The organism is Elusimicrobium minutum Pei191 (assembly GCF_000020145.1).
GTDB lineage: Bacteria > Elusimicrobiota > Elusimicrobia > Elusimicrobiales > Elusimicrobiaceae > Elusimicrobium > Elusimicrobium minutum.
On the sequence record NC_010644.1, the window covers coordinates 144,147 to 160,143 of the forward strand.

Here is a 15,997-nt window from a genome sequence, read left to right on the forward strand (position 1 = left end):
TATAAATATTATAACAAATTTTACCAAAAACAAAAAGACGGGGTTTTTGGGGTCTTTTTCCCGCGCGCGGCCGCTAATTTGTATTGTGCCTTATCTTTTCATATTTGATAATATATGTAGTAGATATCCTGTCTGCGTAAGCGGAAAAATAAAAAATTAACATTGAGAGGCGGTTTATATGAGTATAAGATTACGTCTTACAGTTATGAACTTTTTGCAGTTTTTTATATGGGGTTCATGGCTTATTACTATAGCAAACTATTGGTTTCAGACAAAAGGCTGGTCAGGCGCGCAGTTTGGCGCTGTATTTTCAACTATGGGTATAGCTTCGCTTTTTATGCCCGCTCTTATGGGTATGCTGGCGGACAGAAAGGTTAACGCCGAACGTCTTTACGGCGTGCTTCATATAATCACAGCCGCTATGCTTGCTTATTTACCCGCTATAAAAGACCCTTCAATGTTTTTCTGGGGTATATTAGTCGCTATGTTAGCTTATATGCCTACTTTAGCGCTTTCCAACTCAATAGCTTATAACGTTCTTAAAAGGGCGGACCTTGATATCGTAAAAGCCTTTCCCCCGATACGCGTATTCGGAACAATAGGTTTTATCGCCGCTATGTGGATTGTTAATTTAACAGGCAACAAAAGTTCACCCAACCAATTTTATATCGCCGCGTGCGCTGCGGTTATTTTAGGCATATACGCTTTTACTCTACCCGCCTGCCCGCCTTCTGAACAGGGCGAAGGTAAAAAAACTTTTATTCAGGCACTCGGGTTAGACGCGTTTGCCCTTCTTAAAAACAAACAGCTTGCGTTGTTTTTCTTATTTTCAATTTTCCTTGGCGCGGCGTTGCAGCTTACCAACGCCTACGGCGACGTGTTTTTAGATGACTTTAGCAAAATACCCGCCTTTGCCAATTCTTACGTTGTAAAATATTCAACTATCATAATGTCAATTTCACAAATATCCGAAACGCTTTTTATTTTAACAATTCCGTTCTTCCTTAAACATTTCGGCATAAAGAAAGTAATGCTTATAAGCATGATAGCGTGGGTGTTCCGTTTCGGCTTGTTCGCCTATGCGGACCCCGTGGGAAGATTTTGGATGATAATCCTTTCCTGCATCATTTACGGTATGGCCTTTGACTTCTTTAACATATCCGGTTCTTTGTATGTGGAAAACACGGTAGAATCTAAAATGCGTTCCAGCGCGCAGGGCCTGTTTATGATGGCTACAAACGGTTTTGGCGCGGTTTTGGGCAGCTCTATAAGCGGCATTGTTATAGACCGTTTCTTTACATACGGCGGCATGAAAAACTGGCACGGGATATGGCTTTCTTTCGCCATATACGCTTTAGTAGTTGCCGTGTTGTTTATGATATTTTTTAAAGATGTTCCCAAAACAAAAGAAGCAACAATATAATTTAGGAGTGATATTAATATGGCAGATTACAGTTTTGATATAGTGTCTAAAGTGGATACAAATTTAATAGAGGAATCTATAAGCGTAGCTCTTAAAGAAATTACAAACAGATACGATTTTAAAGATTCCAATTCCTCCATGGAATTAAACACAAAAGATAATGAGATAAAACTCTCCTCGGCTGATGATTTTAAAGTTAAATCTTTATATGACATCTTGCTTACTCGTCTTTCTAAAAGGGGCATTTCTTTAAAGAATTTCCAACCCGGTAAAATAGAAAGCGCTTTAGGCGGCACGGCAAAACAGTCCGTTAAAATTCAACAGGGTATTCCTGCGGATAAAGCTAAAGAAATAGTAAGAATAATAAAAGACGCCAAAATTAAAGTAAACGCTTCTATACAGGGCGACCAGCTGAGGGTAACTTCCAAATCAAAAGATGATCTTCAGGCCACGATGGCTCTTTTAAAAGGTAAAGATTTAGGCTTGGATTTGCAATTTACAAATTACAGGTAATTATGAACTTAACAGAATGGAAAGAAAAGTGCTCGGCAGCGGAAGCCGAGTATAGAGATATTATTTCAAACGCCGCCTCTTCGGACGCGTTGGAAGCGGCAAGGGTTAACTGCCTTGGCCGCAAAGGCGTGCTGACGGAACTTCTAAAAAACCTTAAGGATTTTACTATTGAGGAAAAGAAGGAAGCGGGCCCTTTGGGCAACAAAATAAAAAAAGATTTAGAGGACGCTTTTTACTCTAAAAAAAACGCCCTTGAATCAGCCGCTTTAAATGAAGAGCTTGCTAAAACGAATATAGATTTAACTCTTCCCGGATGGCCTGTGGCTAACGGACACAAACATCCGCTTACCATAGCCATGGACAGAATGACGGCTATACTTTCAAAGCTCGGCTTTGTCTGGGCGGAAGGCCCGCAGATAGAAGAGGAAAAATATAATTTTGATTTCCTTAATATTCCTCTTCACCACCCCGCGCGCGACGTGCAGGACACGCTTATAATAGGCGGCGGCGCAAAAAAGGGAATGGTTTTGCGCTCGCACACATCAAACGTGCAGGTGCGTTATATGGAAAAAAACAAACCGCCTTTGCGTATTATGTCACCCGGTAAAGTTTTTAGAAGAGATGATATTGACGCTTCACACAGCCCGGTGTTTCACCAAATAGAAGGGTTGTACGTTGACAAAAACGTTTCTTTGGCTGATTTAAAAAGCGATTTAACCGCTTTTATGAAAGGGCTTTTCGGCAATAAGGCGGAGGTAAGGTTCCGCCCGTCGTTTTTCCCGTTTACGGAACCCAGCGTTGAAGTGGATGTAAAATGCGTTTTTTGCGACGGTAAATCACCCTGCTCTTTTTGTAAAGGCACGGGTTGGAAAGAAATGTTGGGCGCGGGCATTGTGCATCCCAACGTGCTTCGCAACGTAGGCATCGACCCAGAGATTTACAGCGGGTACGCTTTCGGCATGGGGGTTGAACGTCTTGCCATGTTAATGCTTGGCATTAAAGACATTCGCGCTTTTTACGAAAACGATTTAAGAATTTGGAAACAGTTTTAAGGATTTTACATGAAGATACTTTATTCCTGGTTAAAAGATTATATTGACATAGATTTAAGCGCCGAGGAGCTTGCCCAAAAACTAAACTCCGTCGGCATAGAAGTAGCCGAGATACAAAAAACAGGTGTTGATTTTGAAGGCGTTCACACGGCTAAAATAGTTACGCTTGAACGCCACCCTAACGCGGACAAACTTTCTTTAGTTACTTTAGATACAGGAAACGGAACAAGGAAAGTTGTTTGCGGCGCGGGCAATTTGGAAGCGGGCATTATAGTGCCGCTTGCGCGTGAAGGCGCCAGGCTGGGCAAAACCGTTTTAAAAGCTGCTGAAATACGCGGCGTTAAATCGGATGGTATGATTTGCTCGTCTGACGAGCTTGGCCTTACAGCCACAAGGCAAAAAGGTATTTTGCATTTAGATAAAAATCTTAAACCCGGTATAGACGTTTCCACACTTTACCCTAAGGCTGATTATTTGTTTGAGCTTGAAATAACTTCAAACAGACCGGACCTTTTGTCCCACTTAGGCGTAGCGAGGGAACTTTCTATTTTGCTTAATATTCCTTTAAAAGAAATCCCTTTAAAAGAAGTTAAAGAAGAAGGCGAAAGCATTGACGTTAAAATTGAAACGGAAAATTGCGCGCGTTATACATCTCGCGTGGTGCGCGGCGTGCAAAACGCCCAGTCGCCCGAATGGATGAAGCAAAGGCTTTCGGCCATGGGCGTAAACCCCAAAAACGCGCTTGTTGATATCAGTAACTATGTGCTCTATGATATCGGCCTGCCTTTACACTTTTTTGATTTATCGGATATTGGGGAAAGCGTTATAATCCGCCAGGCGGCAGAAGGTGAAGTCTTTGAAACGCTTGACGGCAGCAAACTTAATTTAACGGCGCAGGATATATTAATAGCGGATAAAAACAAAGGCCTTTGTCTTGCCGGTATTATGGGGGGCATAGGCAGCGGCATAAAAGAAACAACTAAAAACATTTTTATTGAAGCGGCCTATTTTAACCCGCCCGCAATAAATAAAAGCGCCAAGAAATACGGTTTTTCAAGCGAGGCCAGCCAGCGTTTTGAACGCGGCGCGGATATCGGTATTACGCCAAAAGCTCTTGCCAGGGCAACGAACTTAGTGCAGGAACTTTGCGGTGGCAAAGCCTCAAAATCCAGTGATGTTTACCCTGTGCCTTACACGCCGGAAGAGGTTTCTTTTACTCCTGAAGATATTGAAAAAATACTGGGCATGAAAATTGATGAAGAAAGGTTTAAAGAAATTTTTTCAAGGCTTGCTCAAAAGTTTGACGCTTCTTTAAAACCGTGGAAATTTAATTCACCCACTCACAGGCGCGATTTAAACCATAAATGGGATTTAGCTGAGGAAGCCGCCCGTTTTTACGGTTTAGATAAACTGCCCGTAAGCGAAACAAGGGCAAGCGTCGCGTTTTCGGATAATCCCAGAAATACGGATACCTCGGCCAAATTCGCCTCCGCTCTTATTTCAGCCGGCTTTTATGAATGTAAAAATTTTGATTTCTTATGTGAAAATGATTTACAAAATTTTTCATATAAAAAAGAATTTTGCGTGGAAATCGCCAATCCTTTAAATGAGGATTACCAGTATATGCGTCCTACGCTTTTCGCGGGCCTTCTTAAAAACGCCAATTTTAACCAAAGCAGGGGCACAACAGAATATAAGATTTTCGAGACGGGTAAAGAATACCAGATTATGAAAGGCTTTCCTGCGGAAACCTGGGTAATGGCGGGCATAGTTTGCGGTGCGGTAAGAGAGCAATACTTTGCGGACAAAACGCCTGAAGCGGACTTTTATTTTGTTAAAGGCGCGGTTGAAGCGGCTTTAAAAAATATAGCGGGGGTAAATTTCTCGGCTTCAAAAGAAGCGCCGGCCTATATGCACCCTAAAATATGCGCAGATATAATTGTTGACGGCAAACAAAAGGCAGGGTTCATTGGTAAAATACATCCGTTAACGGCTAAGGCTTATGGTTTAAAGAATGATGATATTTACGCTTTTTACCTTAATATAAAAGTTTTGGAAAAGAAGTTTAACGCGCAGGAGTTTAAACCCGCAGAGGACGCGGCGCAGTTCCCGTCTTCTTACAGAGATTTATCTTTTGTTATCGGCAAAGACGTTGGGTACGCCAAGGTTTTACAGGCTGTTAATTCAAGCGGCGTGTGGAGCAAAATGAGCGTTGATTTAATGGACGTTTATACAGGCGCGAACTTACCGGAAGGTAAAAAGAGCTTAACTCTTAACTTCGCGTTTTGGCTTATGGACAGAACTTTAAAAGACGCCGAAGTTGAAGAAAATATGAATAAAATTTTCACGGCTCTTACCGCTTTGGGGGCGGAGCTTCGCAAATAATTTGCTATAAGGTATTAAGAGGTGTTTAAGCGTGCAAGATAAAATAGCCCAATTAGAAGTGTTAGTAGCGCAGGCAACCCAAAAGCTTTCGGGCCTTGAGGGGGAAAATAGCACGCTTAAAAACCGCTTAAGAACTGTTGAGGCTCATTTGGAAAGACTTAGAGAAATTGAGGACGAGGCCAAAATTTTAAGAGATTGGAAACGTGATACCTTAGCTCAGTTAAAACGTTTACAATCAAAAATAGAAAAAGAAATAAAAAATTAGATTTATTAAATTATTAAAAACGGTGTAAAAAATTATGGCAAAAAGAGGATATGAAGTTACCGTCCGCCGCATTCCTTTAGAGGTTAACATTGAAAATGTTGAACCTATGGAAATTGCCACGCTCGTAAGTATGATTGAAGAGCGTATGGCTAAAATAGCCGATAAAACGGGCACTATAGACACTCTTAAACTCGCCATAATGACGGCTATGGAATTTGCTGCCGAAGTTTACTTAAAAGGTTCTAATGCGGGCGCCAAACGCCAGGAAGAAGAACGCAAGGTAGACGAACTTATTTTAAAATTGCAAAACTCACTCTCCGGCACTCTTATCAAATAATATATGGAAGATATTAAACACGATATGCCTTTGGCCGCGGCCATGGCTCCTAAAAATTTAGATGATTTCGCAGGGCAGAAACACGTTATCGGCCCGGGCAGAATGCTGCGCCGTATGATTGAGAGCGACACTATAAAATCAGCCGTATTTTTCGGCCCGCCCGGCGTTGGGAAAACCGCGCTTGCCCGTTTTATAGCGTCCAAAACAGAAGCCGTTACAGTTGAACTTAACGCGGCTGCCGCCGGAGTAGGCGATATTAAAAAAGTAATTGAGGAAGCTAAGGAAAGGCGTAATGACACTTTCTTAGAAAAGCGCACCCTTGTTGTTTTAGATGAAATACACCACTTTAATAAAACCCAGCAGGATGTTTTGCTTCCGTCAGTCGAACGTGGCGATATTATTTTAATAGGTCTTACTACCGAAAACCCTTACTTTTATATTAACAACGCGCTTCTTTCCAGATTCTCTGTTTTTGAATTTAAACCGTTAGACGCAAAAGATTTAGAGCAGATTTTAAAAAGAGTTTTAAAAATTAAAGAAGCAAAAATACAAAAAGACGCTAAAGATTTTTTTATTACGCAGGCTAACGGCGACGCCAGAAGGCTTTTAAACGCGGTTGATCTTGCCATTTTAACCACGGCTAAAGACAGTGACGGCATTGTTAATATAACAATGGACGTGGCAAAAGAATGTATGCAAAAACGCCATTTAAATTACGATAAAAAAGGCGATGAGCATTACGATGTTATTTCCGCTTTTATTAAATCAATGCGCGGTTCCGACCCGGACGCTGCCGTCTACTGGCTGGCAAGAATGTTAGAATCAGGCGAGGACCCCAGGTTTATAGCAAGGCGTATTTTAATTTGCGCGAGCGAAGACGTGGGTAACGCCGAACCGGCTGCCATAATGCTTGCCGAAGCCGCCTTTAAATGCGCCGAAGTTCTCGGTATGCCCGAAGTTCGCATACCGCTTGCCCAGGCCGCTATTTATGTTGCCTGCGCGCCAAAATCAAACGCAAGTTACATAGCCGTGGACGAAGCTTTAAAAGAAGTCCGCGAGGGTATTCAAAGGCGTGTGCCCGCGCATTTACGCTCAGGTTTTAAGAATGAGGGCTATAAATACGCGCACGATTACCCCAACCATTACGTTAAGCAGGAATATATGCCAAAGCCTAAAAAATTTTATGAACCTACTGAAATAGGTAAAGAAAAAAATATAAAAGAAAGATTAAAAAAACTAAAAGGCGAAGAATAACCAATGGGTGCAGGAAATTAAAAAAATATATTAATGTTTGCATTTCTTGTTATTTTTTTAAATTAATGGCAAAAGAAATTGGGAAACTAAATTTGAAATCTTAATACAAATGGTTTATTACAGTCAGAATAAAGAACTTAATAAAAATTTGCCTAAACCGTGGTTAAGACTTTGTAAGAGTAAAAACGGATATGTTTTAGAAAAAGCTCATTTAAAAATTTCCAAAGAAGGCGTTGAGGAAGAGAATTGCCACGAAGGAGAGGAATCCCCTGTTTTATCTTTAGAAGGGAACGCGGTTGTTTTAATTTCAGTTCCTAACTTAATATCAGTTCACATAGAAAGTTCCTCCATAACAACCGAGTATGTTTATCCCTTCAAAGAATATTTTTTCTGCCGGCGGTAAGAAAGGGGGTATTAAAAGCTCGGGAAAATGTTTTGGACAAATAAGTTGAAGGAAAGGCTGATGCTTTTTTTGATTATAACGTAGATAAGCGGGTTTCAGATTATAAATTAGTCTTGTAAGACGTTTAAGGAAAAAGTAAAAAATAATTATATAGCTATTCTGCTCCTAAAATGCTTTGGATATGGGATATTGATAAAGGTAATAAACCCGATATTTTCTTTCGAGGTTATGCTTATAACACGTGGTACTTTTATATTTCATCACAAGATAAAAATTTAATGACTGTTCCTGACGGCGTACAGTGTTTTTAAAGTAAATAAAAAATCCCTCTGAAAACAGAGGGATTTTTTTTGTTAAATACTACTCTTTTTATAAAACGTAAGACGCCACGCCTCCAATGGTTTGTTTGCCTCCAGTGGCTACGCTTTTACAGATATTTTCGCCTTCCGTATTATAAAATCTGCAAAGAAGTCTACCGTCTTTATAGAATGCTATGGCGTATTTTGTTTGCTGCGGGTTGCGGCTGCATGAGGCAAGAGTATCGGCCCATGCGGAAGAATTACTTGTCCAGGGGCGGCAGGTGAAGTCTTTTTGCGTTGCCGAGGTAGTTTTCATTTGTGCCTGAAAAATCCAAATCAAGCGAGTCAAAATTATTTGTATAAGAACTGTTGGCAAGATAATACATTTGTTCGGCTCTGCCAATCGATGTTGTGTAAGTAATAGCTTGAGTAATGCGGCTTTTTTCAACCGCTTTATTATATTGCGGCAAAGCGATTGCGGCTAAAATACCTATAATCAAAACAACAACTAATAACTCAATTAAAGTAAAACCACTTTTTCTAATATGAGAAAAACGAAGGAACGTGTTAAGTGAAATTTTTTTTAACATTGTTTAATCTCCTTAAAAGTAAACCTAATAAAACAGTATCCAAAAGTATAGTAATTTTAAAAAAATTATAAACAATTAGCGTTCTTTATATTTTTAAACTCATCTTCCGCCGCCGCCCCCGCCGCCTCTTCCGCCTCCGGAGCCGCCCCTTCCTCCTGAACCGCCACCGCCCCCCCCGCCACCTCTTCCGCCGCCTGAGGATTTTGGGGAAGAAGACTGTCTCGCTGAACTGTTAAAACTATTTAAAGCGCTATAAAAAGTTTTAGCTGAAAAGCTTTTTGAGTTTATGAAAGAAGAAAACCCCCTTGTTGATATTCTTTTTGTGGAAACCTGGTTGTTTTTAAACATAACGTCAAATGATTTTACCCAATCGTTAGACAGGCCTAATGCTATCGCGTAAGGTAAGATATTGCAAAAAACATCGGCCGCGCTTTCGGGGGTAGCAAGTTTAACCCTGTCTTTTTCACCTACTTTAATGTATAGTTTTAAACCTTCAATTTGGTCCATCAGGCTTCTGCCTTTGGGGGTATATTTGGCTATAAGTTTGTCAAAAATATAATCAGCACCCCGCATTAAAAAGCATATTATAAATAATACCGCCGTCTCGGGTAGAGCGTTTGCCGCTATTGTTCTAAAATATATCAACAGCATCAAAAAAATAACCAGGCTTTGCAAACTTTTATTAAAAACAGCCAGTAACAAAAAGAATGTTATAGCTAAGGCCGGGATTATGTGCTGTACGGGAAAAAGGTCTATTGCCATATAAAAAACCGCCGCCGCACAGGCTAACTTGTAAGGCAAAGCCCAAAGCGAATTGTTTTTAAAATAATCATTCTTGAAAAAATTTTTTAACTGTGATTTAGCACATCCGGCAGCTTTTTTAAAATATTCATAGTATGTATTGGATAGAGCCAGCTGCCCCGCAGGAAGAGCGGAGAAATAAGATTTTTCTTCTTCGGAGAGAATTATTTCGGGATGAAAATTTTTTGTTAAATAAAATTCCTTTGGGAAAAGCTGTTTCCCAAAAACTTTAACGTCTTGCAAAGAATGTTTTTTGTGTTTTATTTCCAAAATGCCTTTAGAGGCCAAACTTATTAAGATTGTTTGAGATAATGCCGCGTCTGATATTTTGCCTCTTCTATATAAATAAAGCGCTTTAGCGGGGGAAATATCCGCAGGCGGCTCATATAAAGGGATAATAGTTCCTTTTTTAGGGTCTATGCCAAAAAGAAACCAGCCCAAAGCCAAATATGCCGAGCCTAAAATTAAAACAACCAAACATAAGATAACAGGAGTGGGGTTCATTATAAAATCTTTCAAGATATCTTCTGTGGGCGGCCTTGTAATAACGCCTTTTTGGAACGGCACAGCCACGGTAAAACCTTCTTTCGGGTTAAGGACACGGTTGTTAATAAACGAGGCCGCAAACCGGTTTGTAAATTGAATTTCGCAGGAGTCGCAGATTTTATTACCTTTGGGTCCCGAATATAAAGAAATTAAATCTTTATTTATTTGCGCCTCCTCGGGTAAAACTAAGTCCAAACGGGAGGATAAAACAGCAAACCGCCAGTAATTGCCCGTAACGTTCCAGTAAAATTCGTCAGAATCCGCTTCAAAAACAACGGCGTTTTTTACAAAATACTCAAACTCGTAAGTGTGCTCGCCTTTGGGGATAAAATTATCATCCCCGAAATTTACTCTAAGCGTGTACCTGTCGGGGCTTTCAGTAAAAAAATGCTCGGGCAGTCCGTTTCTTTTTAAAGACAGCGGTTCTATTCCCAATTCGGCTTCCAAAAAGCGTTTATTAGTGTATTTTCTGGGAATATCACGGTATATGCCGCGTTTTATTTGCTCGTGTTCAACATTTACCGTAATATATTCGGTAATAACTGCGGTACCGTCCTTATAGACCTGGGCAAAAACGTTAAAACTTTTTATATGCTCCTGCGCGCACAGAGGAAGTGAAAGCATTAAAAAAATAAAAGAAAAGTATTTAACCATTTATCAATATCCTTAATTCATTTAAAAAATCTAAAAATAATATACAATATTTTTGATGTTTACTTATTTAAGATTGTGCCCCGGGAGATAACCTATGAAAGCGCTTTGCAAAACAAAACCTGAAAAAGGCGTTGAATATAAAGACGTGGACCTGCCTAAGATAAAAGATGACGAGCTTTTAGTTAAAATTTATAAAACTTCAATTTGCGGCAGCGATATACCGGTTTATAATTATACCGGCTGGGCGCCTAGAAGAATCCCGCTTCCGTTCGTTTTCGGGCACGAGCTTTGCGGCGAAGTTGTTGAAACAGGCAAAAACACAAAAGGCTTTGAGAAAGGCGATTTTATATCCGTTGAATCACACGTCTTTTGCGGGCTTTGCTACCAATGCCGCAACGACCAAAGGCATGTTTGCTCCAACATGGTTGTTTTGGGGCTGGATACACAGGGCGGATTTTCAGAATACGCTGCCATACCTGCGCGCTGCGGGTGGAAACATTCTGACAATAAATTAAAGGAAATAGCTTCTATTATGGAGCCTTTGGGTAACGCTGTTTTCGCCACATTGGTTGAAGACGTTGCGGGAAAAACGGTTTTTGTTGAAGGTTGCGGTCCGCAGGGTCTTTTTGCCATTGAAATAGCCAAAGCCTGTGGCGCGCAAAAAGTGATTGCTTTGGAAGGCTCTCCTTACCGCCAAAAAATGGCTGAACAAATGGGAGCGGACGCTATTTTCAGCCCTACGGAAGAAAAGTTACTTGAAAAAATTAAAAAAGCCTCGGGCGACCCAAGCGGCGTTGACGTTGTTCTTGAAATGTCAGGCCATCCGGACGCTGTAAGGCTTGGCCTAAAAGCGGTTAAGCCCGCGGGCAGATTTACGGCTTTCGGCCTTCCCGGCTCGGAAATGACGCTTGACTATTCCAACGATATTGTTTTTAAAGGTATTAAAGTTGAAGGTATTACAGGCAGACAAATTTATAAAAGCTGGCATGTTATGGAGGGGCTTTTGCGTTCTGGCAAAATAAACCCCGCTCCCATCATTACCCATACTTTTGAGATGAAAGATTATGAAAAAGCCTTTGCCACTATGATGGACCCCGAAAGAAAATGCGGCAAAGTGGTTTTAATCCCGTAATTACAGAGGACATTTAAATGAGCAGAATGGATTTTTTAAAAGACGAAATTAATAAATTAAAAGAAGAAAACAGATTTATAAAACTGCGCGTGCTTGAATCAGAACAGGCGCCGATTGCGGTTATTGACGGTAAAAAAGTAATTAATTTAACTTCTAATAATTACCTTAATTTAACCACGCATCCTAAAGTTAAAAAAGCGGCGGCTGACGCGTGTTTAAAATACGGTATAGGTACAGCCGCAGTACGCACAATTATAGGTACAACAACATTACACGGCGAGCTTGAAAAAAGACTTGCCGAGTTTAAACAAACAGAAGCAGCCCTGGTAATACAATCGGGCTTTACCTCAAACACCGCGGTATGCCAAAGTTTAATGACAAGCCACGAAGACGTGCTTATTTCAGATGAGCTTAACCACGCCTCAATTATTGACGGCGGACGTTTGTCAAAAGCTGTAAAAAAAGTTTACCGCCACAGCGACATGACGCATTTAAAAGAAATTTTAGAAAGCCCCGAAGTAAAAAAAGCCAGAAGAAGAATGCTTGTTACTGACGGTGTTTTCAGTATGGACGGCGATATCGCTAAACTGCCTGAAATTGTTGAGCTTTGCGAACGGCATGACACCATTATTATGGTTGACGACGCCCACTCCAGCGGCGTTTTGGGCAACCAGGGCAGAGGAACTGTTGACCACTTTGACTTAAAAGGCCGCGTGGATATACAAATAGGCACCTTGTCTAAAGCTTTCGGAACTATAGGCGGGTATGTCGCGGGCTGTCAAGATTTAAGAGATTATATGGTTTCCACCGCAAGGCCTTTTTTATTTTCCAGCTCTCATCCGCCAAGCGTAATAGCAACGTGTTTAGCCGGACTTGACGTTATATACAATGAGCCTGAACTGCTTGAAAAACTTTGGACAAACACAAAATTTTTTAAAGAAGAAATTGTTAAAGCCGGTTTTGATATAAATAAAAGCGAAACGCCTATAACGCCCGTTATGATAGGCGATACAAAAAAAGCGGTTGAGTTTAGCGACAGGCTTTTTGAGGAAGGCGTTTTTGCCCTTTCGATAGGGTTTCCTACAGTGGCAAAGGGTAAAGAAAGGCTTAGAAACATAATTACCGCCGGACATGAAATAACTGACCTTGAACGGGCTGTTGCCGCTTATAAAAAAGTGGGAAAGGAAATGGGGTTGTTGTCCTAAGGGGGGCAAATGATAAAAATGAAAAGAGGTTTTACCTTAATAGAATTATTGGTAGTTGTGGTTATCATAGGAATACTGGCTGCAATAGCATATCCTATGTATGCAAAGGCTATTGAGCGTAACCGCTCTATAGAGGCTATGGTTGTACTTAAAAGATTTAAGGATATGCAAAGCATTTCAAGCGCAGTTTCTCCCGAAAAAGTTATAAGGAGTTTGAATAAAGCCAAGTCGGAATTTGCAGATGCCGTTGCCATAACATCAAATACGGGCAATCTGTCCGCCTATCCGGACGGACAGGTAAGAATTAATAATTACGACTATATATTTTCTAACGAGCCAAACAGCCTTTTAGCGGACAATATTATAGCTATAAAAAATACAGGCAAGTTTAAAGGCTACGCGTTGTTTATCAAAAACGGTATTCACTATTGTATGGATAATGAATCCATAGGGGGCGATCTTGCCTGTGAAGAAGTTTTTGGCGGCGAGCCTGACGGAACCCATGGCGGTTGGATTATTTATAAATTACATTAATGAATAAAAAAATATTTTTCTTTTTTACGCTGTTTGTATTATTGTTTACTTTTTGCGGCGCGCAGGTAAGCGTCATTAAAGTAACGGGTTATGACGAGTATACAAAAGAAGAAGATTTTAATAATACTTATGATATAAGGGTTTTTTCGGCCGGAATGCGTACGGGAAAATGCCAAGCCGTAAGAATACATAAAAATTGGTTTTTTACCGCTGCGCACTGCGTTGTACCTTATTGCAGAACAACCTGCGCCAAAGCGGATAAAGAGTGTGAGGTAAAGCTTAAGAACTGTGAAATACGGGTTATTCTTAACAAAAATTCCTCGTATGAAATATATTCAACGGTAACAAGCGGGCCAAAAAACCAAAAAGTCTTTTTTGACGCTTCTTTTGATACGCAAACACCGCTTGATTTAAAAAGCACCGATATCGCGCTTTTTAAATATAGTCCTTCCAAACAAAAGATAACCGTGGTTAACACAAAAGAAATGACCGCTTACCCGGTTAACGTTTTTTTGTCGCGCGTAAAAGGGGCCAAAGCTTTTTTAGACACGGCTAATAAAAGAGATTTTTCCGCAAAATATTTGCCAATAATATCTTTTGACGGTAAAAATAATTATAAATTAAACAGGGTTTTATCAATTATTTCAATTGAAGGAAGTAAAAAGGAAGTAAAAATTTCGGGTGACTTTGAAAATGATTCTGACGGCGATAAAACGCCGGTCTACTTTTTAAAAGACCAGCAGATGCTGCTTGCTAAAAATTTTGGCACAAAACAGGGGATATCAGGTTCAGGCGTTATGACAAATACAGGTGAGCTTGTAGGTATAAGTTCTTTTAACGCTGATTTTACATACAAAAAAAATGACAAAGCTTCTAAAATGGAATATTCTGGTTTCGCGCCGTTTAGCGTTAAAAGTTTAAAATTACTAAGCGCAAATATGGGCAATGATTATTATGATTTGGAAATTTTGGACGCTTCGGACGGATATGCGACCGCAATTCCTTACTCCAAACTGCCCGAAGACATACGGGCGTATCTTAATTATTCAAAAAAATAAAAATATGCTTTTAAAAAAAGAAAAAATCAGCAAAATAGTTAAAATTTTACGCAAGGATTATCCTGACACTAAAACCGCTTTGGGGTACGAAAGCGCTTTTCAGCTTTTGGTTGCCGTTATTTTATCGGCCCAATGTACTGACGCGCGCGTAAATATGGTAACGCCTGTTTTGTTTGCCAAGTACCCCACGCCGCAAAAAATGGCTAAGGCAAACCTTGAAGATATTGAAACAATTATTAAATCAACAGGCTTTTATCACGCGAAAGCAAAAAGCATTGTTACAACGGCGCAAATTTTGACGGAGGATTTTAACGGCGAAGTGCCCGACAATATGAATGATTTGCTTAAGCTCCGCGGTGTTGCCCGTAAAACGGCAAATGTGGTGTTGTCAGATTTTTTTAAAAAAACGGAAGGCGTTGTTGTTGACACGCACGTAAAAAGGGTAAGCTACAGAACGGGGCTTACAAATAATACTGCCCCTGTTAAAGTGGAACTTGATTTAATGAAAAAACTGCCTAAACAAGACTGGCTTTGGGCGGGCAACGCTTTTGTTTGGCACGGGCGCAAAGTGTGCGACGCGCGCAAACCAAAATGCAGTTTATGCTCAATTACAAAAATTTGCCCTAAAAACGGCGTAAAAAACAGTATTTAATATTTTTTTATACTTTTACTTCTAAAAACCCCTGTTTTAAAGAGGGGTTTTGTCTTTATATTTATAAAAACTTCCAATTATTTGTGTTAAATGTTAATATAATATTAATATATATTACATATGAGGTTTAAAAAATGACAAAAAGAATACCTTTTATTTCAGGCAACTGGAAAATGCACAATACTATTGCGGAGTCAAAAGCTTTGGCAAAAGCTATTGCTGATTGCAAAGAAAACAAAAACAACGCTGATATTATGATAGCCCCTTCTTATACGAGCTTAGCGGCCGTGGCGGAAGCGGTTAAAGGTTCCAAAGTGGCGGTAGCCGCCCAGGACGTGCATTTTGAAGAAAAAGGCGCTTTTACAAGCGCGGTAGCCCCTTCACAGATTAAAGACGCGGGCGCTTCCCACGTTATTATAGGACACAGCGAAAGACGCAGCTTATTTGGCGATACGGACGCAATTTTAAATAAAAAAGTAGCCGCCGCGCTTAAACACGGCTTAACGGTTGTTTTTTGCGTAGGAGAAACGCTTGCCGAAAGAGAAGCAGATAAAACTTTAGGCGTTATTGAATCACAGCTTGAAAACGGCTTGAAAGGTTTTACGGCTGAACAGCTTTCCTCAATGGTTGTAGCTTATGAACCTGTTTGGGCAATCGGCACCGGCAAAACAGCCACGCCAGAACAAGCTCAGGAAGTGCACGCTTCAACAAGAAAATATTTAAGCTCTAAATACGGTGAGGATTTTGCCTCAAAAGTAAGAATAGTTTACGGCGGCAGCGTGAAGACGGATAATGTTGACGCAATTATGGCCCAGCCAGATGTTGACGGCGCCTTAGTAGGCGGGCAGTCATTAGTGGCGGAGCAGTTTATAAGGATTATTAACTTTAACTAAT

Annotated in this window: 17 protein-coding genes; 14 read left to right on the forward strand and 3 right to left on the reverse strand. The window is 40.4% G+C overall.

The features are described 5' to 3' along the window. The first annotated feature begins 178 nt into the window (after positions 1-178). From EMIN_RS00700 to EMIN_RS00735, 8 genes are all read left to right on the forward strand, one after another. Positions 179-1,423: a nucleoside permease gene (locus EMIN_RS00700; RefSeq protein ID WP_012414316.1), complete on the forward strand. Its 1,245-nt coding sequence runs from the start codon at positions 179-181 to the stop codon at positions 1,421-1,423. Positions 1,424-1,441: 18 nt separating this feature from the next. After that, positions 1,442-1,936 carry a YajQ family cyclic di-GMP-binding protein gene (locus EMIN_RS00705; RefSeq protein WP_012414317.1) on the forward strand — a complete coding sequence of 165 codons (495 nt, stop codon included), beginning with the start codon at positions 1,442-1,444 and terminating at the stop codon, positions 1,934-1,936. A 2-nt stretch (positions 1,937-1,938) separates the two neighbouring features. Then, positions 1,939-2,988, forward strand: a complete 1,050-nt coding sequence (locus EMIN_RS00710) for a phenylalanine--tRNA ligase subunit alpha (protein WP_012414318.1) — start codon at positions 1,939-1,941, stop codon at positions 2,986-2,988. 9 nt (positions 2,989-2,997) lie between these two features. Continuing rightward, the gene (gene pheT / locus EMIN_RS00715) at positions 2,998-5,373 is read left to right on the forward strand and encodes a phenylalanine--tRNA ligase subunit beta (protein WP_012414319.1); all 2,376 of its coding nucleotides are present in this window, start codon (positions 2,998-3,000) and stop codon (positions 5,371-5,373) included. A gap of 31 nt (positions 5,374-5,404) precedes the next feature. After that, a complete protein-coding gene (locus tag EMIN_RS00720) occupies positions 5,405-5,638 on the forward strand; it encodes a hypothetical protein (RefSeq protein WP_012414320.1) in 234 nt (77 codons plus the stop codon). A 34-nt stretch (positions 5,639-5,672) separates the two neighbouring features. Further along, the gene (locus EMIN_RS00725) at positions 5,673-5,975 is read left to right on the forward strand and encodes a cell division protein ZapA (protein ID WP_012414321.1); all 303 of its coding nucleotides are present in this window, start codon (positions 5,673-5,675) and stop codon (positions 5,973-5,975) included. A 3-nt stretch (positions 5,976-5,978) separates the two neighbouring features. Next, positions 5,979-7,229 carry a replication-associated recombination protein A gene (locus tag EMIN_RS00730; RefSeq protein WP_012414322.1) on the forward strand — a complete coding sequence of 417 codons (1,251 nt, stop codon included), beginning with the start codon at positions 5,979-5,981 and terminating at the stop codon, positions 7,227-7,229. Between the two features lie 109 nt (positions 7,230-7,338). After that, positions 7,339-7,632 carry a hypothetical protein gene (locus tag EMIN_RS00735; RefSeq protein WP_012414323.1) on the forward strand — a complete coding sequence of 98 codons (294 nt, stop codon included), beginning with the start codon at positions 7,339-7,341 and terminating at the stop codon, positions 7,630-7,632. Between the two features lie 369 nt (positions 7,633-8,001). Here the strand turns inward: EMIN_RS00735 and EMIN_RS08670 are convergent, their stop codons facing one another. From EMIN_RS08670 to EMIN_RS00745, 3 genes are all read right to left on the reverse strand, one after another. Beyond that, entirely contained in the window at positions 8,002-8,247 is a 246-nt protein-coding gene (locus EMIN_RS08670; protein WP_148204449.1) for a hypothetical protein, read from the reverse strand. Beyond that, complete coding sequence (locus tag EMIN_RS09315; protein ID WP_052545799.1) at positions 8,192-8,521, reverse strand: type IV pilin protein; 330 nt, start codon at positions 8,519-8,521, stop codon at positions 8,192-8,194. The genes EMIN_RS08670 and EMIN_RS09315 overlap by 56 nt, the downstream gene beginning before the upstream one ends. A 99-nt stretch (positions 8,522-8,620) precedes the next feature. Then, complete coding sequence (locus EMIN_RS00745; protein ID WP_012414325.1) at positions 8,621-10,522, reverse strand: DUF2207 domain-containing protein; 1,902 nt, start codon at positions 10,520-10,522, stop codon at positions 8,621-8,623. A 94-nt stretch (positions 10,523-10,616) separates the two neighbouring features. On the opposite strand from EMIN_RS00745, the gene tdh reads away from it, so the two are divergent. The 6 genes from tdh to tpiA all read left to right on the forward strand — a co-directional run bounded on the left by tdh (position 10,617) and on the right by tpiA (position 15,996). After that, on the forward strand, positions 10,617-11,654 hold the full coding sequence (gene tdh, locus EMIN_RS00750; protein WP_012414326.1) for an L-threonine 3-dehydrogenase: 1,038 nt from the start codon (positions 10,617-10,619) through the stop codon (positions 11,652-11,654). A gap of 17 nt (positions 11,655-11,671) precedes the next feature. Then, positions 11,672-12,859, forward strand: coding sequence for a glycine C-acetyltransferase (locus EMIN_RS00755; RefSeq protein WP_012414327.1), 1,188 nt, complete (start codon positions 11,672-11,674; stop codon positions 12,857-12,859). A 9-nt stretch (positions 12,860-12,868) separates the two neighbouring features. After that, positions 12,869-13,393: a prepilin-type N-terminal cleavage/methylation domain-containing protein gene (locus EMIN_RS09320; protein WP_012414328.1), complete on the forward strand. Its 525-nt coding sequence runs from the start codon at positions 12,869-12,871 to the stop codon at positions 13,391-13,393. After that, positions 13,393-14,451, forward strand: a complete 1,059-nt coding sequence (locus EMIN_RS00765) for a trypsin-like serine protease (protein ID WP_012414329.1) — start codon at positions 13,393-13,395, stop codon at positions 14,449-14,451. Before EMIN_RS09320 ends, EMIN_RS00765 begins: the two co-directional genes overlap by 1 nt. Positions 14,452-14,455: 4 nt before the next feature. Then, positions 14,456-15,103 (forward strand): endonuclease III, encoded by a 648-nt coding sequence (gene nth, locus EMIN_RS00770; protein WP_012414330.1) that lies wholly within the window; start codon positions 14,456-14,458, stop codon positions 15,101-15,103. A gap of 134 nt (positions 15,104-15,237) precedes the next feature. Further along, positions 15,238-15,996, forward strand: a complete 759-nt coding sequence (gene tpiA, locus EMIN_RS00775) for a triose-phosphate isomerase (protein ID WP_012414331.1) — start codon at positions 15,238-15,240, stop codon at positions 15,994-15,996. Position 15,997 lies beyond the last annotated feature (1 nt).

What these genes read in the sequence shown, in the direction of transcription:
- EMIN_RS00725 (WP_012414321.1), top strand. Translation starts at nt 5,673, where the DNA reads ATGGCAAAAAGAGGATATGAAGTTACCGTCCGCCGCATTCCTTTAGAG.
- EMIN_RS00710 (WP_012414318.1), top strand. Translation starts at nt 1,939, where the DNA reads ATGAACTTAACAGAATGGAAAGAAAAGTGCTCGGCAGCGGAAGCCGAG.
- EMIN_RS00765 (WP_012414329.1), top strand. Translation starts at nt 13,393, where the DNA reads ATGAATAAAAAAATATTTTTCTTTTTTACGCTGTTTGTATTATTGTTT.
- EMIN_RS00730 (WP_012414322.1), top strand. Translation starts at nt 5,979, where the DNA reads ATGGAAGATATTAAACACGATATGCCTTTGGCCGCGGCCATGGCTCCT.
- pheT (WP_012414319.1), top strand. Translation starts at nt 2,998, where the DNA reads ATGAAGATACTTTATTCCTGGTTAAAAGATTATATTGACATAGATTTA.
- tpiA (WP_012414331.1), top strand. Translation starts at nt 15,238, where the DNA reads ATGACAAAAAGAATACCTTTTATTTCAGGCAACTGGAAAATGCACAAT.
- EMIN_RS00735 (WP_012414323.1), top strand. Translation starts at nt 7,339, where the DNA reads ATGGTTTATTACAGTCAGAATAAAGAACTTAATAAAAATTTGCCTAAA.
- EMIN_RS00745 (WP_012414325.1), bottom strand. Translation starts at nt 10,522, where the DNA reads ATGGTTAAATACTTTTCTTTTATTTTTTTAATGCTTTCACTTCCTCTG.
- tdh (WP_012414326.1), top strand. Translation starts at nt 10,617, where the DNA reads ATGAAAGCGCTTTGCAAAACAAAACCTGAAAAAGGCGTTGAATATAAA.
- EMIN_RS00755 (WP_012414327.1), top strand. Translation starts at nt 11,672, where the DNA reads ATGAGCAGAATGGATTTTTTAAAAGACGAAATTAATAAATTAAAAGAA.
- nth (WP_012414330.1), top strand. Translation starts at nt 14,456, where the DNA reads ATGCTTTTAAAAAAAGAAAAAATCAGCAAAATAGTTAAAATTTTACGC.
- EMIN_RS00705 (WP_012414317.1), top strand. Translation starts at nt 1,442, where the DNA reads ATGGCAGATTACAGTTTTGATATAGTGTCTAAAGTGGATACAAATTTA.
- EMIN_RS09320 (WP_012414328.1), top strand. Translation starts at nt 12,869, where the DNA reads ATGATAAAAATGAAAAGAGGTTTTACCTTAATAGAATTATTGGTAGTT.
- EMIN_RS00700 (WP_012414316.1), top strand. Translation starts at nt 179, where the DNA reads ATGAGTATAAGATTACGTCTTACAGTTATGAACTTTTTGCAGTTTTTT.
- EMIN_RS08670 (WP_148204449.1), bottom strand. Translation starts at nt 8,247, where the DNA reads ATGAAAACTACCTCGGCAACGCAAAAAGACTTCACCTGCCGCCCCTGG.
- EMIN_RS09315 (WP_052545799.1), bottom strand. Translation starts at nt 8,521, where the DNA reads ATGTTAAAAAAAATTTCACTTAACACGTTCCTTCGTTTTTCTCATATT.